Origin of the sequence: Polynucleobacter kasalickyi (genome assembly GCF_900176405.1) — a bacterium.
GTDB lineage: Bacteria > Pseudomonadota > Gammaproteobacteria > Burkholderiales > Burkholderiaceae > Polynucleobacter > Polynucleobacter kasalickyi.
This window is the reverse complement of sequence record NZ_FWXJ01000001.1, coordinates 23,537-46,894: the sequence shown is the minus strand read 5'-3', so window position 1 is coordinate 46,894 and position 23,358 is coordinate 23,537. Positions and strand designations below refer to the sequence as shown.

Genomic DNA, 23,358 nt, shown 5'->3' with positions numbered 1-23,358 from the left:
TATTCCATGGCGCTGACGAATCTTCCAGTAACTTCAGAGCATACCAAGGGGTTTATCTTACCCATGACGTTAGCACTCATCAGTTTGGTCGGGCTTTGGGGCACGATTCTACTGGAACAAATGCAGATTCAGTCAGCTCATATGGAAAAATCTCGACATGAAAAATTGATCTTTTATAAAGCGCAAGCGCATTTAAACCAATGCCTTACTCAACAAAATGTGGCGACCGCTACGGCAACCATCATTGATCAATGTTGCCTGTTTGAAGAGCTATCAACCATCAAAGGTAAAAAATCCTCTAGCCATTCGCAGCAAAAACTCTATCGCGTTTCGGTGCATCACCAACTCGTCCACCCCCTGAATAAAACTATTTTAGGCGCCGCACGTTTACAAACTAGCTTTATTCAATCAGCTCATTCTCCAGCACGTATCGCCATCTCTTGGCGTGAAATTTTCGACCTGTCATGGGAAAAAGAATTAAGCCGAGAAACTGCTGGCAAACCATTTATTTGGGATCAACTACCAATATGCCAACATCTTCTCAAGACACACTAACCAAGGGTTTTACGCTGCTGGAGTGCATGGCAGTGATGAGTTTAATGGCCGTTTTTTTATTGTTTGCCGGCCAGTTTTCTAGTGCGATTTTTGCAAGCTATCATGCCCGTAACGAAGTCTATGCCAGCGCACAAGCATTAATGTTTGACGCGCAGCACGTTCGGGCCAAAGCGCGCACGCATAAATCCACCGTGAGCATGATGCCCCTCTGTAACAACTCTTGGGAATCAGGTTGGATCGCTTTTCATAATCCGGAGATGTTATTTACCCCAGAAGAGATTTCAAACATCCTTTGGCAAAAAACAATTTCTACCCAAGTTACTACCCAAAGACCGCGCACGAATGCGCCCGTCAGTGGTACTCAATTTTCCGATGTGAGTATCAAATCTTATGCTCACCCCCAGTGTAAAAATCCCAGCATTCCGAACGAGACCCATGAAAAACTGCGCCATATTACTTTTAATGCTCTCGGGGCTGCACAAACTAAAAACGGTAGCTTTGTCGCGAATCGAATTGTCTTTTGGAGTAAGGTGTACCCTAATATTGAGTATCAACTCATCATGGGAGATGGGGGTAGGCTAAGACTTTGTAAACCAGAGGCTATCAATCCACAATGTAAGCTCTAGCCGAGCTTCTTTTGACACGCTGGCAAACACAAAAAAAGCCGATGATTGGAAATTTCTTCTAAACTATAGTCATTCTAGTAACCATCACGCTTCATTTCATCGCCAATGTCTCCCACGAGTTGGGGAATGATTTGAATTTAATATAAGCAATCAAGAACCTATGTTTAATCCCCAAGATTACTTTTTTATGCGTCAAGCACTCTTAGAGGCTGAAAAAGCACGGTTTATTAGTGACCCTAATCCAAGAGTCGGCTGCGTTATTGTGAAAAATCATCAAGTGATTGGTGCCGGCTTCACGCAAGCTGCTGGCTCTCACCATGCAGAAGTGATGGCCATTCATGATGCGAAGCAGCGTGGTCATGACACCACTGGCGCCACCGCCTATGTCACTTTAGAACCTTGTTGTCATTTTGGCAAAACTCCGCCTTGTGTTGATGCGTTGGTAGCGGCGGGGATTGCGAAGGTGCTGGTCGGCGCAACCGATCCGAACCCTTTTGTGATGGGCCAGGGTATCGAAAAATTAAAGAGTCACAACCTAGAAGTTCGTGTTGGTTTGTTGGCAAAAGAGTCCATTGCTCTCAATCCAGGCTTCATGAAACGGATGCAAACTGGCATGCCCTGGGTGCGCTTAAAAATTGCCTCTAGCCAAGACGGTATTACCGCCTTAAGTAATGGTCAAAGTCAATGGATTACGGGTGAGCAAGCCAGGCTGGATGGCCATCGTTGGCGTGCGCAAGCGAGTGTTCTTTTGACAGGAATCGGCACAGTGCTAGCCGATGATCCACAATTAAACGTTCGTGGTCTCGCCGTAACACGTCAGCCACTGAAAGCCATTATTGATTCAAAGCTTGAAATTTCACCAGCCGCAAAAATATTAGCCACTGGTAATGCCATCATTTTTTGTGCCACTCACGATACCGAGAAAATGTCTCGACTATTCGCCGTTCATCCGCACTTAAAAATCATTCCCGTGCCCAATGCATCCGGGAAAGTGGACTTAGCTGCCGCCTTAAAATATTTAGCTGATCAATTTCATGCCAATGAAGTGCATGTAGAATCTGGCTTCAAACTCAATGGTTCTTTGCTACGTGAAGGCTGTGTGGATGAAATCCTACATTATCAAGCACCGATTTTATTGGGGCCTGGCATTGGGCTCGCCAATTTGAACACCATCCATGCTTTGACGGATGCGTCTCGGTGGCAGGTCCTTGATCGCGTCAATCTAGCAAGTGATCAACGCACTCGCTTAGTCCGTTTAATCCCTGATTAAACGCTAGACCAATTACAACAAGTCTCTTCATTTAGAGGATAATATACGCATGTTTACTGGAATTATTGCTGCAATCGGAAATATTGCCTCTGTGCAACCCCACGGTGATGGTTATCGCCTGAAAATTGATGCCCACACCTTAGATCTTTCAGATGTCATTTTGGGCGATAGTATTGCGATCCAAGGTGCCTGTATGACGGTGGTTGCGCTCAGCCCAACCGAAAATACCTTTGAGATTGATATATCGGCCGAATCTATTCAAAAAACCATTGGTCTGAATCAAGTAGGTCCCGTTAATCTAGAAAAAGCCCTACGTTTAAACGATCGCCTAGGCGGACATCTTGTTAGTGGTCATGTGGACGGTATTGGTACAGTGGCAGTTTTTGAAATCGTCAAAACCAGCGATGCTAGCAACCCGCATACAACGAATGAGGTTCAGGCAGACAATACTACCTCTTGGCATTTAGCCATCGACGCGCCGGAGTCTTTAGCCAAGTATTTTGCTTACAAGGGCTCGATTGTGGTCAACGGCACCTCTCTGACTGTCAACTTGGTGGAAGATTTGCATAACAACCATCAGACAGTTTGTAGAGTACACATTAATTTAATTCCTCACACTCTGGAGCACACCACTTTGCAATATTTAAAACCTGGGGATCATGTGAATCTCGAGGTCGACTTAATTGCCCGGTATGTGGAAAGAATGATGAGCAGTTCTATAACAGGACTGAAGTAACTTAACCCAAGAAATCATTGATATGACCAATTTTTCAAACTACCTAAGTTCCACCGAAGAAATCATCGAAGAAATGCGCAGTGGCAAGATGGTGATCCTCGTGGATGAAGAGGATCGTGAAAACGAAGGCGATCTCGTCATGGCCGCTGAACATGTAACTGCCGAGGCGATTAACTTCATGGCGAAGTTTGGGCGGGGTTTGATTTGTCTTACTTTAACCAAAGAACGTTGCGAACAATTACGCTTGCCGCTCATGGTAAGAGATAACGGTGCCTCGATGGGCACTAACTTCACGGTATCGATTGAAGCCGCTACTGGAGTAACGACGGGGATTTCAGCAGCGGATAGAGCGCATACGGTTCAAACAGCCGTTACGAAACACGCAAAGCCGACTGACTTAGTACAACCAGGGCATATTTTTCCGTTGATGGCGCAACCAGGTGGCGTGTTGATTCGTTCTGGTCATACTGAGGCAGGATGTGATCTTGCCGCGATGGCTGGTTGTGTAACAGCTGCTTCGGTGATCTGCGAGATCATGAAGGATGACGGCACCATGGCCAGACTGCCAGATTTAATTGAGTTTGCGAAAGAACATCAATTAAAAATTGGTACGATTGTCGATCTGATTAAATACCGTAGTCAAAATGAAAGTATGGTCAAACGCGTTGGCCAAAAGATGCTCCAGACGATTTGGGGTGAATTTACTTCTACCCTCTATCAGGATCTATCGAGTCATCATTACCACTTAGCATTGACGAAGGGCAAGCCCCAACCCGATAAAGTAACTTTAGTGCGGGTTCATGAACCGGCGATTCTGTTGGATGTCATCGCTCAAACCTCCAAATACCATTCTTGGCCCTTGGACGCTGCCTTAAAAAAGATTGCCGAGTCAGAAAGTGGCGTTGCTGTGTTACTCAATGTATCTTCCCATAAAACTTCCTTCCACCAGTGGGCCGAAGAATTTGTTGAGCCATTGCCAGATGACCAGACGGGTCCAGCGATCCGTAAGGTGGATTTTAGAACCTACGGAATTGGCGCACAAATCCTCAAAGATCAAGGTGTTGGCAAAATGGAATTATTAGCTAAACCAGGTCCAATTTCAGGAATGGCCGCTTATCAATTAGAAGTTGTTGGATATTCAGCGCCAACGCTTTAAAATAGTCTTTTCAGATTCGGTAAATTAGACTTTGTTCTGATTTACTCTTTTCATCAACACTTTTCGGAGATATTTTCTATGAGTAACCCTATTTTGGATGAGAATATTCCAGCGCAGTTAAACGAAGTTGATTTTTTAGAGCCGAATTTAGAAGGTTCGGAGTTACGCATTGCGATTGTGCAAGCCAGGTTCAATGAAAATATTTGCCGTGAGCTCACTTCTAGTTGCGTGAAAGAATTAGTACGTTTGGGTGTATCTACGGACGATATTTTATTAACTACTGTTCCAGGTGCCCTAGAAATCCCTCTCGCTTTGCAAAAACTGGCTGAGTCCAGCGAGTTTGATGCCCTCATTGCACTTGGTGCTGTGATCCGTGGTGAGACCTATCACTTTGAACTCGTGGCGAATGAATCGGGTGCTGCGATTACACGCGTTGGTTTAGATTTAGGTATTCCAATTGCGAATGGTATTTTGACTTGTGATACTGATGAACAGGCCTTAGCCCGTGTAGTTCAAAAAGGTGCTGATTGTGCATTAGCTGCGGTTGAAATGGCAAACTTTTGCTTAATCATCCAGGAAGGCGAGGATGCATAATCCCTATTTGACTCAAGCCCATAAATTAATCTCCTCGACGCAGGTTAAGCGCTCCTTAACCCCTCGTCGCAGAGCTCGTGAGTACGCTTTGCAGGGCATATATCAGTGGTTAGTCGTACGCAGTTCTGGTAGTCTGCCGAGTCAATCTTCGATTGAACGCCAACTAGCAGAAGACCCTGGCTTCAAAAAGGCGCAGGATGAGCTCTTTTATGCCTTATTTGATGGTGTTTGTAGCAACTTAGAAGCCTTAGAAGCAGAGATCCTAAAACATATTGATCGTCCTGTGGAAGAGTTATCTCCGGTTGAATTATCTACTCTACTCATTGGGGCCTTTGAGCTTAAATTTGATTTAGCAACACCCTACAAAGTCGCGATTAACGAAGCGGTTGAACTCGCGAAAACCTTCGGTGGTACCGATGGTCACAAATACGTCAATGGTGTGTTGGATAAACTGGCCAAAGATTTACGGGCTTTAGAGATTAATAGCTAAATTTTTTCTGCAAAGTGTATCGTTAATCGGTAATTGACCCTGTTCATTTGTTTACCTCATTAGTCAAGGTTTAAATCGTATTGGGTGATTGACTTAGATTATTTGCATTGCTTTATCAACTCTTACTCCATGGTTGTCGTTACGATTTTCGATTGGTATGTTGGATGTAAATAAGTTTTTAAGAGGGTTTTGAATGCGCATTTCAGAGCAGACAGCAAACATTCTGACAAGCTTGGCAAAAAAACACTTTGGCGACGACGCTCCAGTTCGTCTATTTGGATCACGGACAAATGATAATGTTCGTGGCGGTGATATTGATATTCATATCATCGCACCCAAATCATCATTTCGAGATGAACTCTCTTTTCTCGCAGAAGTGGAAGGTCAACTTGATGAGCCGAGTGGATCTGAGAGTGGATCTGAGAGTCCTTCGGGATGTAACTTTACTCATCGATCAAGTGGCCATCAATGAAGGCATACTTTTGCATGGATAACAAGCTTTCGGTTGTCGGGAGCAAATGAATTAGGAACCACCAATAGATACCAATACGGATCTCCTAAATTCTGAAGACGCATTCTTTAAACTACATTTGTTCCTATCCAGAATGATAGTCTGCTGTATTTAAATCAAGAGTCAGTTAAATGAATACCTAGAAACTTGAAAATACCTTGAGATTGGCTTTGCTGGGCTTGAGAGACATCGGCTGACTCAAGATCCCTATTATCCCGTGGCACTGATCCACCGAGGAATCCAATTAAGGTATCCCGCTCCTGCAGCACCTTGCTAGCATAACCACCATCGCCAGCATGAGCACCACCCACATAGAAACGCAAGCCACCAGGCAGGTTGCCTGCTTGCGCGATAAAGTATTTCAGGATGTATGCACCCACACGAATATTTGCCTCAGGCTTAAAGGCCGCTTGGACGCCGCCATATGGCGTAAATTTATTCGCATGAATACTCGTCATCACTTGCATTAAGCCCTGCGCTCCGGCCGGACTTTGTACAATCGGATTAAAGTTCGACTCAATTGCCATTACCGCGATGATTAAAACAGGGTCAATGCTGACCTCTTTCCCAACAATCACGGCATGGGAGATATATTTTTTGAGGACATTCACATCAACTTTGTATTTCTCAGCCATTAAGTTGGCTACTTTGCCTTGATTAATCACTGAATCAAGTAAGCGCGTGTCTTGGGCCTGTGGATCAATTTTACCAAGATGAATCTGATTGGCTAAGGGGGCAATCGAAGGCACAGACAGTTGCATGATACTGGGCTCTATCAAACTTGGTTTGACATTCATTTGACTAGAACCTAAATAACTAAAGATCACTGGACGAATACCTGCTTCGCCTGGTTGACTCAAATCAAATGCGTCGGCATTCTCAGCGTCCAACTCATCACTCCAAGGCAGTTGGCGCAGGAAATCATTTCTAAGTGGTTCATTCACCGCAATACCCGTTACCAGGAATACCGCTATAACGGCGGTGCTTTGGATGAATTGCTTCGTCGAGATGGCAAAGGACAAACGCGTGGGGAGATATTTCTTCAATAAGGGATGGCTAACAAAGGCTTTTTGAAATGTACGAATGCGATCGCGCTTGGTTTGCGATCTAGCTTTTAATGCGGCTTGCTCATTCAATTGTTCCAAAAATTTCTTCATTAACTCTTTACTAGTTAAAAACAGAACTTGATGTTATGGAACTCTTTATATCAAGTCAAGCATAAAGAAGTACTTTGTTATACCAAAAAGTAATCAAATTGATGGGTGAGTGTCGTATGTTGATGGTCACTAACTACTTTTACCTAGAGATTCAAAGTAGAATTTATGTTAGTGACCACTAATTTTATGATCTGAAATTATCTGGATTTCTACGAGATATTTCGATTTTTCTCATATTATGGGAAGAAATTAGGTTCTTGATATTGACTTTTAACAACAAAAAATTTAAAAGGCGTCCTCCCTATACCTCCTTTAAATCCCTTAACAGAGGATATTGATGGATCTGGTTGTCAATCAATGGTCTGTTTTTATCACAGTTTGACAAACATCAGATCCCAAACACCATGACCCAGTTTGAGGCCGCGATTTTCGAACTTAGTAATGGGACGATACGCCGGGCGCGTCGCAAAACCTAAAACCTCTCTACCGTCTTCTAGCCGCTCCAGCTTTGTTGAGGTATTTTTAATCTGTGGATTTTGAGAAAGCACTTCTAACATTTGATAGGCGTACTCTTCCCAATCGGTTGCCATATGAATATAAGCACCACTTTTTAATTTAGGTAGAATTTTTTCGATGAAACCGGGTTGAACCAAGCGTCGCTTATTATGTTTTTTCTTATGCCATGGATCTGGGAAGAACAAATGAAAACCATCCAAAGAAGCATCCCCCAACATATATTCAATGACTTCTACCGCATCATGTCGAATGATACGGATATTGTGAATGCTTTCCTCACCGATGCGCTTGAGTAATGCGCCAACGCCAGGTTCATGCACTTCGATTGCCAAAAAATTATCATCAGGTCGAATCTTTGCAATATGGGCGGTCGTTTCACCCATGCCAAAACCTATTTCTAAAATATACTTAGGCGGTAGGTTTGCAAAAGCCTCACGCCATTGAATGGGTTCTTTGCTAAAGGGCAACAGAAACTGAGGACCCAACTCATCCAAGGCTTTTTGTTGACCAGAAGTGGTCCGACCAGCACGCATGACAAAGGACTTAATGCGACGAGGCCACAGAGAAACTGCCGAAGTGGAGGCGACCTCCTCACCTGCTAGACGCGTAGTTTCGGCTGCTAGTTCGAGTATTTCAGCTGGAGTTTTTTCTTTTTTTGGTTGGGTCATAGTTGGTACGCTATCTTAAAACAGCATCACTTTTATATATCAAGCCGTCCAATTTACTATACCGAGTGCTGAAGTGGCAAGAACAACGATGCCAAATACAATCCGGTACCAAGCAAATGGCCTGAAGTCATGATGACTGACATACTTAATTAACCAACGCACACAAAAAAACGCAGAGATGAAGGCTGCCACAAAACCAATGGCCAACACTGGGCCGAAAGTAGACCAGTCCATACCACCAATTTCTTGTCTCAATTTATAAATCTCATATACGGTTGCCCCAGCAATCACTGGAATCGCCAAGAAAAAAGAAAACTCCGTTGCCACTTGTCTTGGTAAACCAAATAACATGCCGCCAATGATGGTCGCACCTGACCTAGAAGTACCCGGGATGAGTGCGGCACACTGCGCAAGACCCACTTTAATGGCATCTTTAGGACTCAAGTCTTCTACATTTTCAATGCTACGCAAAATCACTTTCCGATTTTTTTGCTTAACCGACTCTAAACGCTCCGCCCACAAAATAATCAAACCACCCACAATAAAAGCGGTCGCCACCGGAATCGGGGCAAATAAATGGGCTTTAATCATTTTGCCAAAGACGAGGGCCAAAATAATCGCTGGTAAAGAGGCAATAATGACATTCAACGCGAAGCGATTGGACAGAGGCCTTCTCCCAAGTCCAGCAATCACACTAGCAATTTTCGATCTAAATTCCCAACAAACCGCAAGAATGGCACCTAACTGAATAATCACTTCAAAGGCTTTACCCTTGTCATCATTAAAGTTGAGTAAATGACCCGCTAGAATCAAATGCCCTGTACTAGAAATCGGTAAAAACTCAGTTAAGCCCTCAACCACCCCTAAAATGAGTGCCTTTAAAACGAGAACAACATCCATATTGTTTCCTATTGGTTGAATGAACGATTGAAGCATCAACGGTTCAAAAATTGATGACAGCTCATTTTTAGTCAATTTTTAAACCGTGAGGTGGAATTGAACATGAGTACTGTGTGTATTTTAAACGGCTTGTTTTACAGTTTGCCTGCAGCTTGACACTGCAATCCGCAAAACATGCTTATTCGTAACGCAAGGCGGCAATAGGTTGCATTTTGGCGGCAGTTTTGGCGGGATAGTAACCAAAAAAGATCCCAATGGTTGCAGAAAAGCCCACTGCCAACAAAATCGATAAGATCGATAAACTAATATTCCAAGCTGCCAGCCAAGCCACTAAGAGGGAGATGCCAACCCCTAATAGCACACCGATACCCCCCCCAATAGTGGACAGTGTCATCGCTTCGACTAAAAATTGCGTCATGATATCTTTACTGCGTGCACCGACGGCTAAACGCAAACCAATTTCTCGGGTTCTTTCGGTCACTGAAACGAGCATGATATTCATAATGCCAATCCCACCGACTAGCAAACTCACAGAAGCAACGGCGGCGAGTAACATCGACATAATACGGCTAGCAGCTTCTTGCGTTTTTAAAATCTCGGAGAGATTTCTGACTTGGAAGTCATTTTCCATTGTGGGCTGAATGCGATGACGTTGACGAAGTAACTCGGTAATACGATCTTCCACATACTTCGTATCGGCACCATTGTGCGCTTTTACCAAGATGGTTCCAACCCTAGCAATCCGACCACGAGGTTCGCCAAACAAGCGTGCCCGACCCGTCGTCAGTGGCACAAAAATGACATCATCTTGATCTTGCCCCATGCCACTTTGTCCCTTACCGTCGGCAACGCCAATAATCTCAAAAGGAATTCCCCTGATTCGGACCATTTCACCGATCGGATTATCTTCCCCAAATAGCTGGGAAGCGACCGTCTTACCAATAATTGCCACTTTGCCGAAACGGCTAATTTCACCTTGATCAAAGAGTCTTCCCTCAATCAGTCCCCACTCTCTGGCTTCAAAGTAATCGTTATAGACACCTTGAATGGAAGTAGCCCAGTTCGTATTGCCAAACACAACCTGCGCATTGCCTCTCGAGACGGGCGCTGCAACCTGTACTTCAGGGATTTCTTGTTGGATCGCCTTGTAATCTGACTCTGTTAAAGTTTGTGCGTTTCCTAGCCCCAATCGAGCACCGGACTGAATCACTGAGCCAGGAATGACGATCAGCAGGTTCGAGCCCAAGCTCGCAATTTGCTCTTGCACCCGCTGTTGTGCTCCACCGCCGATGGCAATCATGGCAATCACAGCCGCAACCCCAATCACAATCCCCAGCATCGTTAGTACAGAACGCAATTTATTGACGCGTAGTGCTTGTAAGGCAATGATTAAGTTAACAGAGTTCGACATAAATAGGGTCTTTACAGAACAGGAGGAACACTGGCATGGTGTTGATGTTTAACCTCAATAATCTTGCCATCTTTAAAAACCACTACATGGTTGGCATAGGCCGCCACATCCGGTTCATGGGTCACCACAATGACGGTCATCCCCTCTTGATTGAGCGATTTGAGTAGGTCCATAATCTCCACAGTCATTTTGGAGTCTAATGCGCCAGTGGGCTCATCTGCCAAAATCAAATCAGGATCATTGACTAAAGCGCGAGCGATCGCAACGCGCTGTTGTTGTCCACCCGAGATCTCACTTGGGGTATGACTTAATCGATCTCCTAGGCCAACCTGAGCCAGCCTATTGCGAGCATGCTCCTTTTGTTCTGTCTTCGATAAGCCGGCGAGTTTGCCAGAGCGAATGTATTGCAAGGGCATCGCGACATTATCCAGTGCAGTAGTTCTCGCCAGTAAATTAAACTGCTGAAAAACAAAGCCAATCCGTTGACTACGAATATCAGCGAGTTCATCAATGGTCATCTGACTCACATTTTGACCAGCGAGTTCGTAGGTACCACTGGTGGGCGTATCCAGACAACCAATCATATTCATGAAGGTAGACTTGCCAGAACCCGAAGCGCCAATAATCGCGACAAAGTCCCCCTGTTCAATATCTAAATCCACCCCGTCAAGAGCTCTGACTTGTTGGATGCCATCGCCGTAGGATTTAACGAGTTGTTGGGTATGTATTAAGGGCATAAAGAGGCTTAGAACATCCGTGGGCCGCTAGGCTTGGCCGCACCTGCACCAGCAGCTTGACCTTCAATGCCGCTAATCACCAAATCGCCGACTTTTAATTGTGCCTCTTTCGCATCGCGCAGTGGCAAAATTTCAGAATATTCGCCATCCGTTAAGCCTAAGCGAAAGGCTTTACGCACTGGTACTTCTTGATTGCCCTCTTTTTCTAAGACATAGACACTGCGGAAATTACTTTGGCCACTCCCAAAGCGAGAGGATCGTGATGAGTTACCACCTGCGAAGCCGCCAGTAGGTCGATCGCTAGAATCCTTTTTAGCGCCGGCGACTGCTGAGGCACTCTCTTTACTTGCCCAAAATTTCCACCAAGCTAATTTTTCTGTCGTTTGATCTTTACCCGTCTTATTAGCACTAGCTGACTTATCTGAGGGTGGCATTCTAAAACGCAGGGCTGTATTTAAGATCTTGAGCGCCTGTTCTTTCTTCTCCACCACAATGCGGGCGTTGGCCGTCATACCAGGTAACAGCTTTAAATCTGGATTATCTGCTGTGATTAAAACGGTATAAGTCACCACATTTTGGATATTGACTGGTGCTTTACGTACTTGTTTGACCTTGCCTGAAAATATTTTATTGGGGAAGGCATCCACCGTAAACGTGGCCTCTTGACCCTCTTCAATCCGTCCCACATCCGACTCATCAATTGAAGTTTCTACTTGCATCTCTGCCAAATTTCTAGCGATGATGAAAATCTCTGGAGATTGCAAACTCGCGGCTACCGTTTGCCCCACTTCCACACTCCGTTTGACCACGACACCGTCCACTGGGGAGCGAATCAGGGTGTCATCGAGGGATTTTTTAGCGAGATCAAGGGCACCAAGCGCCGCTTTCATGGTGTTATCGGTGGTAACTAAGGCTTGTTTGGAGATAAAGCCTTGTTGCATTAAAGAAAGATTGTATTCATGGTTCTTTAAGGCCAATTCATAATTGGCAGCGGCCTGATCATAACGCGCCTGGAATTCGCGTTGATCAATCTTGGCAATCACCTGACCTTGTTTTACTTTATCGTTAAAGTCCACCGTCAACTCACGAATCATGCCAGACACGCCCGTTCCTACGGTCACAGAGCGGACGGGGTTGAGGGTACCGCTAGCCCGAATATTCGCGACAATCGGCCCTTCCTCGACCGAAACGGTCAGGTACTTCGTTTGATTGATCCCTAAATACTGCTTTGCGAACCACCAAGTAAGAAAAGCGCAGCCAAGGACGATACAAAGCAGAAGTACCCATTTAAGCCAAGATTTTGGTTTTGCTTGATTTTGTGACATAAGTATATTTAGGTAAATTTAGTATTTTTATTGTAGCCACAAGATGTAACAAACATTGTCATATTATTAACTTTATTCAATTTTTATTAAATCAAGGTTTATTTCAAGCTCAACTCCATTAAAATAGTGCTTACTTCAGCCACCTCTTTGACTCAACACTTTTACCTTGAACAACTTTTATTACTGATTGCATCATGACTATTAATACTACGAACTTTCGTCACAAAATGATCGAACAACAAATTCGTCCTTGGAGTGTTACTGACCTACAAGTGTTAGAAACTTTAAATGTCATTAAGCGAGAATTTTTTGCGACAGAGGCGCAGTTGCCCTTAGTCTTCTCAGATATCTTTTTGCCGATTTTAGACACTGCCGAAGTCATGTTAGAACCTAAGATTGAAGCGCGAGTCTTGCAGGCACTCAAACCCAATGGTCGAGATATCGTGTTAGAAATTGGCACTGGCTCAGGTTACATGGCAGCACTACTAGCTTATTTTGCCAAAAGTGTCACCACGGTTGAAATCTTGCCAACCCTAGCCGACTTTGCCATCTCGAATCTGAATAAGTGCCGCATTCCCAATGTCAAAGTAGAACTAGGGGATGGTTCTGAGGGTTGGCATTTGGCTAGCAACAATACCTATGACATTATTTGCATTTCTGGTGGTTTAAAGGATGTGCCGACTGCTCTTCAACATCAATTAACGATCGGTGGCAGGTTATTCGCTTTTGTGGGGGAAGCCCCGGTCATGAGTGCCGTCCTCATTACTCGCCTCAGTCATGATTACTTCCAAACGCAAGCCTTGTTTGAGACCTTAGTACCGATGTTGACATCGCAGCAATCCCAGGCCGAAGTATTTGAATTTTAAGGGCTTCGTTTTAAGCCTCTGTAGTATGAAAAGGAATCTTTAAACATCGTTTTTGGTGATTTTATTCTTTGAGATTACAATGATTAAAAATTAAACAGGTGATTGAAAACCCTGTTTTGAGACTGTTTTTGGCATTTTTTGCAAATTAGATGCGTTATAGAAGGCTAATTTAACAATAACTGTAAATTTCCTTGTTACATTATTAATTGCAAAAATAATTGTTTGAAAATCTGGCCGAGTAAAGATAGTAGGTATTTACTTTAATGTGATGTATTTGAGAAGACTAATAAGAGACATTCGAATGAAGCAAATTGTATTGAAAAAATTAAACTCAAATTTAACCAATGATTCTTTCGGGAATGCTCCACTAGTTCGATCAAGTTCTGCGCAAGTCTCGCCATTTCGACTCAACGCTTGGGCAGTCGTGATTGCCTTGCTGTCAATGCAAGGAATGAGCGCGATGCAGGTGATGGCGCAAGTGAAGCAGGCGCAGAGCGCAACCGTGAGTGCGATGCCGACGGCGACCCCAAACAGTTCACCGAACACCAGTGTGCAAACCTACACCTTGCCCAGATTGGTAGACGCTGCCAATCCGCAAGCTAAAGATTTAATTCAGCTATTTCAGGAAGCAGCGCAATTCGACCCGACCTATAATGCTGCTAAATATGCCTACACCGCTGGTAGAGAAACTTATTGGCAAGCTTTTTCTGTTTTACTACCGCAAATTACCGGTTCGTATTCGACACAATCCACCGATATTCGTTACGATCCAAACTTAAATAATGTAGCGAACCGCAAAGACTACGTTTTCTCTAACTCCGGTTGGACCCTTTCTCTGAGTCAACCCCTTTTTAACTGGGCGATCTTTGAGAAATACAAGCAAGGTGACTTGCTCACGGGTGTGGCTGAAGCCAACTTTGCACAAGCCCAACAAGACCTCATCGTCAGAGTATCTCAAGCCTACTTTGATGCCCTGACCGCTCAAGATACGCTTGATTTATACCTGAATAAAAAAGGTTTAATTAACGAACAGTTGGAACAAGCGAAAAGAAATTTTGCAGTAGGTACCGCGACCATTGTGGATACCAATGAAGCCCAATCTCGCTATGACCTTGTGATTGCTCAAGAAATCGCCGCACAATCTGACCTACTCGTGAAGAAATCGGCGCTGGAGCAAATTGTTGGTCAACCGATTATGGCCATTTTGCCATTGTCCAAACAGGCTAAAGTCGAGACCTTAAGACAAGAACGTGTTGTTAAATATCTGGCTGATTCAAAAGGTAAATTAGCTACGAACGATATTATTGAAGCGCTGCACTTAGCGACTGGAAATACGATTGAAGATTGGGTCAAGCAAACCGAGGACGTGAATTACAACGTGATCGTTAGTCGCCTCAATACGGAAATTGCGAAGAGTAATTATCGAAGTGCCCAAGCGACGCGCTTACCCGTGGTCTCCTTACAAGCATCAACCGGCTATAACAACTCCTTAGGGAATGCGACGAGTTCAGCACCAAATACCTATTATGCAAATCAGATCGGTTTGCAGGTATCAGTACCCATCTTTACTGGTGGTTTAATTTCTTCAAATGCGCGTCAAACTGCAGCGCTTTATGATCAGTCACTGTCTACCCTTGATTTTGTGAAGAAGAGTAATGCTGTAGCTTCCAAACAAGCATATCTCGGCTTTACCAATGGTATTGCGCAAATTAAAGCGTATGAAGCCGCTGAAAAATCAGCACTGACGTCCTTACAATCCAATCGTACCGGTTACAACGTGGGTGTGCGGATCAATATCGATGTGTTAAACGCGCAGGATCAGTTAATCACTACCCAGTCTTCTTTGTATAAGGCTAGGTATGACGCCATCATGAATGGCCTCAAACTCAAGTCTTTAGCAGCGATTTTGACGGATGAAGATGTGCTTGCCGTGAATAAGTTATTACACTAACGGCTGGCAACTTTAGTCGAAGAAGTCATTTGCACTAAGCCCGATGGCAGAGCGAGTAGTGGGCTCAAGCGAGCAACTGCTGCACTGCCAATAAGACTTCATCGACAGTAGGTGGTGTTCTCATATCACCCAGATTAATCACCTGAGTACTCCAATAGCCCTCTGTTTTCCACCGCGGTGAATCGATATAGAGTTCAATCGTGGGCAAATTTAATACCGCACTATAGTGGGTGAGTCCAGTATCGACGCCGATGGTGAGGCGAGCTTGCGCAACCAAGGTAGCAGCCTGGGCAATCGTAAAAGCTGGCGGTAAGTTCGCACCAGGCACTTGCGCGACCAAGCGTTCACTAACGACTTTCTCAGCAGCATTGCCCCAAGGAAAGACGGGGGTAAGTCCTTGACTCACTAAATACTGAGCAATTGCCACCCATGCTGCTTCATTCCAAGCTTTTGCAATCCTTGCCGTCGCATGAAAACACATGACATATTGGTTTGCTACAAAACCTAAAGGATTGGTTTGACGACGTAACTGCGTCAGGTATTCGCTGGGATAAAACTGCGGGGGAGCGATGTCACGACTCGGCCACGCCGCTTGCAAACTACTCGCCAGAATCGCCCGTGAACGATCGACCGCATGCAACTGAAAAGGCACCTGAATACTTTGATCGTAAAAGAATCTAGCCATCGGCTCATATCCGGAATATTGAGTTTGATTACCGATACCATACACACTGGTCGTGACCATCGACTGTTTTGCGAGACTGGCAATCAACGCTGATTTGATGAGACCCTGTGTTTCTACAATGACATGCCAATGCTTTGATCTGAGGGCTTTTTTCATCTTGATAAAAGCGGCAATCGCTTTTTTCACCCGCCCACGGAACAGATCTTTTTTAGCACGACGCAAACAGACGGGAATAACTTCATCAATCCCACGTAGCTCAGGGGTTGACTTCAGGGGCTCTAGTAAATGGACGTACCCTTCTTCTACAGCCCAAGCAATATGTGCGTCAGGGTACTGCGCACGAATGTCCCAAACGACTGGTAAATTGTGGAGCACATCCCCAAGAGAAGAGAGTTTGACAAGCAGAATATTCACGCGGCTACTCTTTTTAAAATTGTCTCAACGGCACTCTGCGGCGTGACTGTTGTCATCGCTCTGGTCGGTATAGCTTGAGCTTGCCAATCTTGTTCAATCCGTTGAAAGACTTGCAGGATTGAAGCAGGATCTAAGGTATGACTTATGTAAGCGCCTCGCTCAGTCAACATCTCATCAAAAAAGGGATTGCGGTTGGTGATGCCCCAAATGGGCCTTCCAGACCAAAAATAATCATAGGATTTTGACGGGATATATTCTGCGCACCATTCATAATCACCGTGGAGTAATAAGAGTACATCCGCTGCCCGCATGATTTCCATCACGCGCTCGCGACCGGTCTTAGCGGTTACTGGATCATTTTCGATCCGGCCATGCGCTTGCACAATGTCCTCTAAATGCAACTGTTGGATAGCATCGACACTCGCTTGGTCGAGGGCTGCACCATAAACATCAATTTGTAGGCGACTCTTGATCGTAGGATTCGCGTCTAACAAAGGGGCAATGGCTGCAAGCACCGGTGCTAATGAGCGATCGTTGGCGAGAGAGCCAAAATGCGCAATGTGTAACTTGGCCTGATAGAGATGATGGGTCGGTAAGGGCTCTTCGCAACCAGGTGGCAATGCGCCAGGCAACACTACAAAGCCTTTATCACCAAGCACGGGGTGACGCAATTTAGCATAATCGAGTGCGCCTTGTGTAAACCACCAGACTTGATCCGCATCCCGACAAATGAGACCTTCTAGACGTTGCAAAAAACGCTTATCCTTGGACTTACGAGGTGCTGTACCGTTATCCTGTGGCTCATCCCGAATCACCATCGGATCATGGATTTCGGCAATCCATTTTTTACCAGTCAATTTCTTGATCAGATAAGCTGCGTAATGGGCTGACCAAGCACCGCCAGAGGAGTAGATCAGTTCAATCTGCTCTTTTTTGATGATTTTCTCGCCACGATGGGCCGCAGCAAAGGACCAGGAGGACTGACTAGACAAGCCGATCAAGAGTTTTTCTAGGGCCGTAAAGGGCAGTAATAAAGCCGAGACGAGTGGCGTAAGGATTTTATACATCCAACCCCGACCATACTTGGTTGCCACATAATGGCGAAAATCAAAGCGCAGACCCGCTGGTCCCCAAGGAAGTAACTGATAGTGGGGAAAGCGGCTATCTTTTTCTCCGGTAATAGCTGACAAGACAATGGGTTCAATCCCAGCATCCATCAGATAAGGAATTTTATCGGTCACAGTCAGACTAGCTGCCCGACCATCCATGTTAAAACCATGAGAGATGATGAGCCACTTTTTCTTTAGAGTATTTGCTTGCATAGCTTATTTTAACGAAGAATGTGGCGATGAGCTTCTTTATCCTTGCGTCTATCTGCTTTAGCGCAATCTATAAAGCTAGCCAGGATTACGAGTTAAGCTAATAGCTAAAGATTTTCAAACGAAAGTCATTCTAGGACTGCAACATTCCTGAACGACTTCAAATAATCCTTTTTTAGAAGGCTTTCTCCTAATCTCAATTTATTTTAAAGTATCTTGCATCCAATGAATTTAATTAACCTATAAATACTCACAGAAGTGGCCGAGTAAAATTTTCAAATATTCCATCAACCTCAAGCTCCAATAAATTGATTGTAATGACGTTGATGGGATGAATAGCCCATCTCCTCCATATCTTCTATAATATCGACATGCACACGACCCCAATAGTTCTTTACTGCTGCACCTTCTCTAAAGATTTAAATAGAGTCAAAAGGCTCATGCATAGTATTGCAAGACACAACTTAGATAAAATTCCCGTATATATTTCTGCACCTAGTAAAGATATTGAGTTATTTAAAAATGAGTTAGCTTCATTCCAATATACCTTATTGAACGAAGAAACGATTCTGAATCAAAATCCTTTGATTAACCAATCCTTCTTATATCAACAAAGAGGATGGATTCAACAACAAATTATTAAATCAGAATTTTGGAGATTAAACGTATCCGATAACTATTTAGTGATGGATTCTGACTGTATCTTCATTAAGGACTTTACAACATTAGACTTTATCGCTCAGGATCATATCCCTTACTCAATCGTCCATGAGGGTCGCGACATCTTACAAGCTACTGAACGTTTTGGTCCTAAGAAAGCTAGAGAAGGATTTTTAAATGATCGTTTACCCATCAAAGAAGCTTTGGGTAGATCAGGACCTGTAGTTTATGATTTTGGATACGCTCCTTTCTTATGGAGTAACAAGGTCTGGCAATCACTTGAAACAAACTATTTGATACCTGAGAAAAAAAATTTCTTAGATATCATTCTAGAGTGCGACTCTGAGTTCACTTGGTATGGCGAATCTCTCATCAAATATCAAGCCATTCCAATTTACCCTAGAGAGCAACTTTTTAAGCACTATCACTATGAACACCAATATTGGCAAGATAAGTCATTCGGTTATTCAGAGGATATTCTGAAAAAAGATTTCTTGGGAATTGTCTATCAATCCAATTGGCAGACTTGGGAAGACTTTGGAAAACCTCAGAAAAAATTAAGCTCACGCTTATTAAGGTCATTAAAACGACAATTGAAGTATCTTCAATTTAAATTAAAAACATTTTAATGATCTCTATTTTGCATGATTGACCTTCAGCAAGTAACTCTTTTTTGTGTGGACACCAGATATCCTGATTTGTCCATTTGGGCGATGCAAAGATGCCTCAGCCAAGCAACATTCAAGGATGCTATTCTAGTAACTGACCCCAAAAGAGTCACCCATTGTCCTCCAGGAATTGCTATCATCGAGGCCCCTCCAATTCGGTCCATTGAGGAGTACTCTTTATACCTCCAAAGTAATTTAAGCTCTCATATCTCTGGAACGCATATGCTGGTGATGCAATGGGATAGTTTCATTGTGGATCCAAATTTATGGGATAGCCGTTTTCTGGAGTATGACTATATTGGCGCTCCATGGCCTCACCACCCAGAAACACCAGTTGGTAATGGAGGCTTCTCTTTACGTTCAAAGAAGTTATTTGAAGTAATACAAAATCCTCAATTTAAGAAATCTCATCCTGAAGATCAGAGTATTTCTATCTTTAATCGATCTTTTTTAGATAAAAACACAACGATTCGTTTTGCTCCTATTGAGTTAGCAAGCCAATTTGCCTTTGAACGAAGTGGCTATCATGCCTTTGGCTTTCATGGATTTTTCAATTTTCATTTAGTACTAAACGATATCGAGCTTGAACAGTTTATAGAGATGATTCCCTCAGATTTATTAGGGAAAATTGATACCTATGATTTAATCCAACAATTACTCATCGAGGATCGATGCTCTCTGGCAAGGCAACTTCTAAAAAAATCCTCTCCGAAAGGAAAGATGTGGAAAAAACATCTGCGTTATTGGATCTTGAATATCATAAAAATAGGTCTCCAATAAGCGTGCTTGATAGTTCCTTTTCAAGTCAACTTCGTATTACAACGATGATCATCATTTAACTGAGGATGGAGCCATTTTAATCAAGGCCGAATTGAAATTAATATTAAATGGCAATTAGTTAAAAAATCTTCAACTTCTCAAGAATTTTTACGAGAGATTACAAAGATTTTTCTCTAATATGATTTTCAATTGATCTGGTACAGCATTAGCTTGTTTTTCAAATATCATTTCACGCCCATAAAGATCTTGATGACTATGTATGATTTTTTCGATGTTCTCAATGCTCATATCGCTAAAGGAGTTTAGTTTTTCAACTTCTACAATTGCATTCATTTTTTCTTGAATCTTAGATGGACTCATGAAGTAAGAAAAATGATATCCACCACCTTCAATGAATGGCAACTTTTCTCTCAAAGAACGCCACTCATGCGGTTGATGTAGACTAAATTCTTGCAAGGGACAACATAGGGTACCAGACCAAGTCTCTTTTTGTTCTGCAATATCCATTCGATAGTAAAACATCTTTTGTCGCAGAGTCTGTGCTGTAGTCAATTCAAGTTTGCCCGCAATCAAATTCTCTATCAATTGAATATTCGGAAATTCATCTAAGTCGCCAAAGAGAACAAATTTGGTTGAAGATAACTCCTTCTTGTAAGTTCTAAGCATTTCTGCAATGGCATTCCTTTGTGCATTTTGAATCTTCCACAAATATCTAGAACGTTTATTGTAATAACGCAATGAGCGATATCTCCATGTAATACTCCGGAGATTAATATCCAAAGGCATATAGGATATTTTTTCAGAAAAAGGTAAATTCGTTAATTGTTCTTTTAAAAAGTGGGGTTTAGTTTTGCCAGCAAAATCAATGTTGGATTCGACAATTAAAAATTTATTAACATAAGGTCCGAGGTATTCTAAGCGAGCCTTTAACAAGTCGATCTCGTTATAAAATAGGAAAGCATCCACAATATTGTTCATAAATTATTTCCTAAAAAGCTATCAAAGGTTCCAATTATGATCTGGTCACGTCGAATGTATTGTAATCGCCGTAAAGAATAAATTCATCTGCCGAATCAATCATTTTAAATACCACTCCATGACCTGTAATTAAAGTGGACAACGGTATTGTTTTGAAACTTCTTGATTAGTCATATTTTTTTAACTAATAGTTTATATATTTGTTTTTTGAAATTTAGCGCAAACATGTTAGGTTGTTAAAATTAAAGTTGTAATAGAAAAATCTTTACTTGAAATGCCATCTGTTTGATAACTGACCTTATGAATTGCAAATCAATTTACTCAAGTTTAGTTAATAGTCTTGATTGATTCTTGGCAGATATAGCTCTCCCAATAGTCTTTAAAACTCTTTATCGTTTCAAAATATTTAGTATTTAAATCTTGCATAGAATCCATTAAAAGATGAAGCGTATCATGGGCCCATGTTATGTCGTCATGACCATATGCAATACCATGGAGACGATGATTTTTTTTCAAATTTTCTTGCGAAAACTCGCCAGAATCATCAGGAATGACAATCACTTCACAACCACATAATGCAGCTTGCACAGCAAGAAAAGTTGATGGATCGTAGGAAATGAATGTCTTGATACTATTAAAATATTGCGCTTTTTCTTCGTCTGATAACCTGATCAGCAAATCATCAACCCTAAGAAAATCTCTAGGATGCTTATCATGAGGCTTATTAATACCTTTTCTAATAATATAAGCTCCGCCATTTCTCTCTAGATGATGGTTGGTATAAGTCTGCAAATGCGTAGTCATATCAATGGAAGTTAAGACGCCTTTAATTTGCCCTTTAAAGAGTTCATTTACAGTATAAAAATTGTTATACAAAAAAAGATGCTCATCTAGGGAGTACTTTACGTAACCTAATTCTTCTTTTGGATTCATCATTATCCATCTAGCAATATGTTTACCCTCAAGAGGATTACCGGGTTCATTCTCAGCATAAATAACGACGGTATTATTTTTATCTAAATATCGCCAAACAAAACTTGGGTAAGCATAACGAACTTTACGGTTGATTTTTCTAGTTACAGTCGGAATCTTAATCAAGAATCGGATTCCAATGATAATTTTCAAAAAAAAATATCTTGTATCTAAATCATTTTTCCAATTTAAAAGATTTTCAAGTGGCCGGGCATACCACTTAGGATTAGTGATATTTGTGGTTATATAAACCGAATTAACTCCACACTTGTGAAGAGCCTCAGAGAGGTAATGAAGTGCACTATATCCACCAGAGTTAGGGCTGTATGCAGGGCAATAAATAATATAATTAATTTTCATAAAATCCTTATAGAGTTTGTATCTCTAATGGTCTTCGTTCTGTTTTCTCGATCTAATGGTTGATTTTTTATTCATTAAGTTCCACAAGTTTCTAACTTTTGCTTTTAGTGAATATATATTATTCTGAGTCTTCTCGTCTTTTGAGTAATTCAAAACTATCGACAAAGATCTGGCAATATCAGACCAAACTCAACCCTGTTTACTGAGTTAATCAAACTCTACAAAACTCAATAAATTCCTCTTATCAATGGCTAGATAAATACCGCAATGAGTTTTCAAATAATTAGTCGATACGGTTATGATATTTTCATTTAATTTCTGCTACCAAGAGCGTATATTGAGAATAATTTTTTATAAACGGAAACTTCGTAAGAACCTCGTCAATTTTTTTCAAGAACGTAAAGTTGGTTACTAAAAATAGAGGTAAAAATCTTACATAGTTATATTCAATTAATTTAAATCCCGAATCATTAAATTTTTTTTCAAAATCATTTCTTGTGCAGTATTGAATATTTTTTTCAATCTCCCACTTAAAGTCTTTATTATAAAAAGGCATTAGCCTCCATATTGGACATTTCCCATTAGGCTCAATACCAATAATTTTGCCTTTTTTACCGCCACTATTTTTTAGAATCTTTTTAAGACACAGTAAGATTGTTTTAGTATCGTCATAAGTTAAGTGATGAAATACATCTCCAAAAAAAATAATGTCGAAATATTCGTTATTGATTTTTTCACAGACTAAACCAATATCACCAGCCTCTGCCAAATCAAAATTTAAATTTAGTCGGCTCAGTCTTTTTTTAAGGGCAGTCACAGAATTAGATGAAATATCAGTAAAACTAACATTAAAACCCAATGTGATCATGTGTTCAGTAAATCCGTATTTACCATTCCCACAGCCAAAATCCAATATTTTAGAATTTTTGTCGATTTTTTCTAAGTATTTCGTTAGTATTTTTTTGTTGAATACAGGTGTTAAATTTTCCCCCCAATAATCCTCATCAGTATATGAATCAAAATATTTTTCTTGGATTGCTTTATTTGACATAA

At 42.2% G+C, this 23,358-nt stretch carries 23 protein-coding genes; 12 read left to right on the top strand and 11 right to left on the bottom strand.

The genetic code is table 11. The features are described from left to right. Positions 1-6 precede the first annotated feature (6 nt). The 8 genes from B8983_RS00215 to B8983_RS00180 all read left to right on the top strand — a co-directional run bounded on the left by B8983_RS00215 (position 7) and on the right by B8983_RS00180 (position 5,899). Positions 7-555, top strand: a complete 549-nt coding sequence (locus B8983_RS00215; protein ID WP_084281846.1) for a hypothetical protein — start codon at positions 7-9, stop codon at positions 553-555. Continuing rightward, positions 528-1,181, top strand: a complete 654-nt coding sequence (locus B8983_RS00210) for a pilus assembly FimT family protein (RefSeq protein WP_159460768.1) — start codon at positions 528-530, stop codon at positions 1,179-1,181. Before B8983_RS00215 ends, B8983_RS00210 begins: the two co-directional genes overlap by 28 nt. 160 nt (positions 1,182-1,341) lie before the next feature. Further along, positions 1,342-2,451 (top strand): bifunctional diaminohydroxyphosphoribosylaminopyrimidine deaminase/5-amino-6-(5-phosphoribosylamino)uracil reductase RibD, encoded by a 1,110-nt coding sequence (gene ribD, locus B8983_RS00205; RefSeq protein WP_084281844.1) that lies wholly within the window; start codon positions 1,342-1,344, stop codon positions 2,449-2,451. A gap of 49 nt (positions 2,452-2,500) precedes the next feature. Continuing rightward, positions 2,501-3,187 carry a riboflavin synthase gene (locus B8983_RS00200; RefSeq protein ID WP_084281843.1) on the top strand — a complete coding sequence of 229 codons (687 nt, stop codon included), beginning with the start codon at positions 2,501-2,503 and terminating at the stop codon, positions 3,185-3,187. A gap of 22 nt (positions 3,188-3,209) precedes the next feature. Then, complete coding sequence (ribBA, locus tag B8983_RS00195; protein ID WP_084281842.1) at positions 3,210-4,343, top strand: bifunctional 3,4-dihydroxy-2-butanone-4-phosphate synthase/GTP cyclohydrolase II; 1,134 nt, start codon at positions 3,210-3,212, stop codon at positions 4,341-4,343. 78 nt (positions 4,344-4,421) lie between these two features. After that, a complete protein-coding gene (ribH, locus tag B8983_RS00190; protein ID WP_084281841.1) occupies positions 4,422-4,937 on the top strand; it encodes a 6,7-dimethyl-8-ribityllumazine synthase in 516 nt (171 codons plus the stop codon). Continuing rightward, positions 4,930-5,427, top strand: coding sequence for a transcription antitermination factor NusB (nusB, locus tag B8983_RS00185; protein WP_084281840.1), 498 nt, complete (start codon positions 4,930-4,932; stop codon positions 5,425-5,427). Before ribH ends, nusB begins: the two co-directional genes overlap by 8 nt. Positions 5,428-5,620: 193 nt before the next feature. After that, on the top strand, positions 5,621-5,899 hold the full coding sequence (locus tag B8983_RS00180; RefSeq protein ID WP_084281839.1) for a hypothetical protein: 279 nt from the start codon (positions 5,621-5,623) through the stop codon (positions 5,897-5,899). A 155-nt stretch (positions 5,900-6,054) separates the two neighbouring features. Here B8983_RS00180 and B8983_RS00175 read toward each other — a convergent pair whose 3' ends face one another. The 6 genes from B8983_RS00175 to B8983_RS00150 all read right to left on the bottom strand — a co-directional run bounded on the left by B8983_RS00175 (position 6,055) and on the right by B8983_RS00150 (position 12,652). Then, positions 6,055-7,095 (bottom strand): lytic transglycosylase domain-containing protein, encoded by a 1,041-nt coding sequence (locus B8983_RS00175; protein ID WP_084281838.1) that lies wholly within the window; start codon positions 7,093-7,095, stop codon positions 6,055-6,057. A 371-nt stretch (positions 7,096-7,466) separates the two neighbouring features. Beyond that, positions 7,467-8,279: a tRNA (guanosine(46)-N7)-methyltransferase TrmB gene (gene trmB, locus B8983_RS00170; RefSeq protein ID WP_084281837.1), complete on the bottom strand. Its 813-nt coding sequence runs from the start codon at positions 8,277-8,279 to the stop codon at positions 7,467-7,469. Positions 8,280-8,318: 39 nt separating this feature from the next. Continuing rightward, positions 8,319-9,179, bottom strand: a complete 861-nt coding sequence (locus B8983_RS00165) for an undecaprenyl-diphosphate phosphatase (RefSeq protein ID WP_084281836.1) — start codon at positions 9,177-9,179, stop codon at positions 8,319-8,321. A 178-nt stretch (positions 9,180-9,357) separates the two neighbouring features. Beyond that, entirely contained in the window at positions 9,358-10,590 is a 1,233-nt protein-coding gene (locus B8983_RS00160) for an ABC transporter permease (protein ID WP_084281835.1), read from the bottom strand. Positions 10,591-10,601: 11 nt separating this feature from the next. Beyond that, the gene (locus B8983_RS00155; protein WP_084281834.1) at positions 10,602-11,327 is read right to left on the bottom strand and encodes an ABC transporter ATP-binding protein; all 726 of its coding nucleotides are present in this window, start codon (positions 11,325-11,327) and stop codon (positions 10,602-10,604) included. Between the two features lie 8 nt (positions 11,328-11,335). Next, positions 11,336-12,652, bottom strand: a complete 1,317-nt coding sequence (locus B8983_RS00150; protein ID WP_084281833.1) for an efflux RND transporter periplasmic adaptor subunit — start codon at positions 12,650-12,652, stop codon at positions 11,336-11,338. 200 nt (positions 12,653-12,852) lie between these two features. On the opposite strand from B8983_RS00150, the gene B8983_RS00145 reads away from it, so the two are divergent. Both B8983_RS00145 and B8983_RS00140 read left to right on the top strand, forming a co-directional pair. Further along, positions 12,853-13,518 carry a protein-L-isoaspartate O-methyltransferase family protein gene (locus B8983_RS00145; RefSeq protein WP_439650331.1) on the top strand — a complete coding sequence of 222 codons (666 nt, stop codon included), beginning with the start codon at positions 12,853-12,855 and terminating at the stop codon, positions 13,516-13,518. A 301-nt stretch (positions 13,519-13,819) separates the two neighbouring features. Beyond that, a complete protein-coding gene (locus B8983_RS00140) occupies positions 13,820-15,469 on the top strand; it encodes a TolC family protein (protein WP_159460767.1) in 1,650 nt (549 codons plus the stop codon). 64 nt (positions 15,470-15,533) lie between these two features. On the opposite strand, the gene waaC is transcribed toward B8983_RS00140, so the two are convergent. Together waaC and B8983_RS00130 are read right to left on the bottom strand one after the other, a co-directional pair. Further along, a complete protein-coding gene (gene waaC / locus B8983_RS00135; RefSeq protein ID WP_084281831.1) occupies positions 15,534-16,568 on the bottom strand; it encodes a lipopolysaccharide heptosyltransferase I in 1,035 nt (344 codons plus the stop codon). Continuing rightward, positions 16,565-17,890 (bottom strand): glycosyltransferase family protein, encoded by a 1,326-nt coding sequence (locus B8983_RS00130; protein ID WP_084281830.1) that lies wholly within the window; start codon positions 17,888-17,890, stop codon positions 16,565-16,567. The genes waaC and B8983_RS00130 overlap by 4 nt, the downstream gene beginning before the upstream one ends. Before the next feature lie 368 nt (positions 17,891-18,258). Here B8983_RS00130 and B8983_RS00125 point away from each other — a divergent pair, with 368 nt between their 5' ends. Next, positions 18,259-19,176, top strand: coding sequence for a DUF6492 family protein (locus tag B8983_RS00125; protein WP_255372793.1), 918 nt, complete (start codon positions 18,259-18,261; stop codon positions 19,174-19,176). Between the two features lie 15 nt (positions 19,177-19,191). Next, positions 19,192-19,995: a DUF5672 family protein gene (locus B8983_RS00120; RefSeq protein WP_084281828.1), complete on the top strand. Its 804-nt coding sequence runs from the start codon at positions 19,192-19,194 to the stop codon at positions 19,993-19,995. A 147-nt stretch (positions 19,996-20,142) separates the two neighbouring features. On the opposite strand, the gene B8983_RS00115 is transcribed toward B8983_RS00120, so the two are convergent. The 3 genes from B8983_RS00115 to B8983_RS00105 all read right to left on the bottom strand — a co-directional run bounded on the left by B8983_RS00115 (position 20,143) and on the right by B8983_RS00105 (position 23,356). Then, complete coding sequence (locus B8983_RS00115) at positions 20,143-20,973, bottom strand: glycosyltransferase family 17 protein (RefSeq protein WP_084281827.1); 831 nt, start codon at positions 20,971-20,973, stop codon at positions 20,143-20,145. 327 nt (positions 20,974-21,300) lie between these two features. After that, positions 21,301-22,305 (bottom strand): hypothetical protein, encoded by a 1,005-nt coding sequence (locus B8983_RS00110; protein ID WP_084281826.1) that lies wholly within the window; start codon positions 22,303-22,305, stop codon positions 21,301-21,303. Positions 22,306-22,612: 307 nt separating this feature from the next. Then, positions 22,613-23,356, bottom strand: coding sequence for a class I SAM-dependent methyltransferase (locus B8983_RS00105; RefSeq protein ID WP_084281825.1), 744 nt, complete (start codon positions 23,354-23,356; stop codon positions 22,613-22,615). Positions 23,357-23,358: the final 2 nt, after the last annotated feature.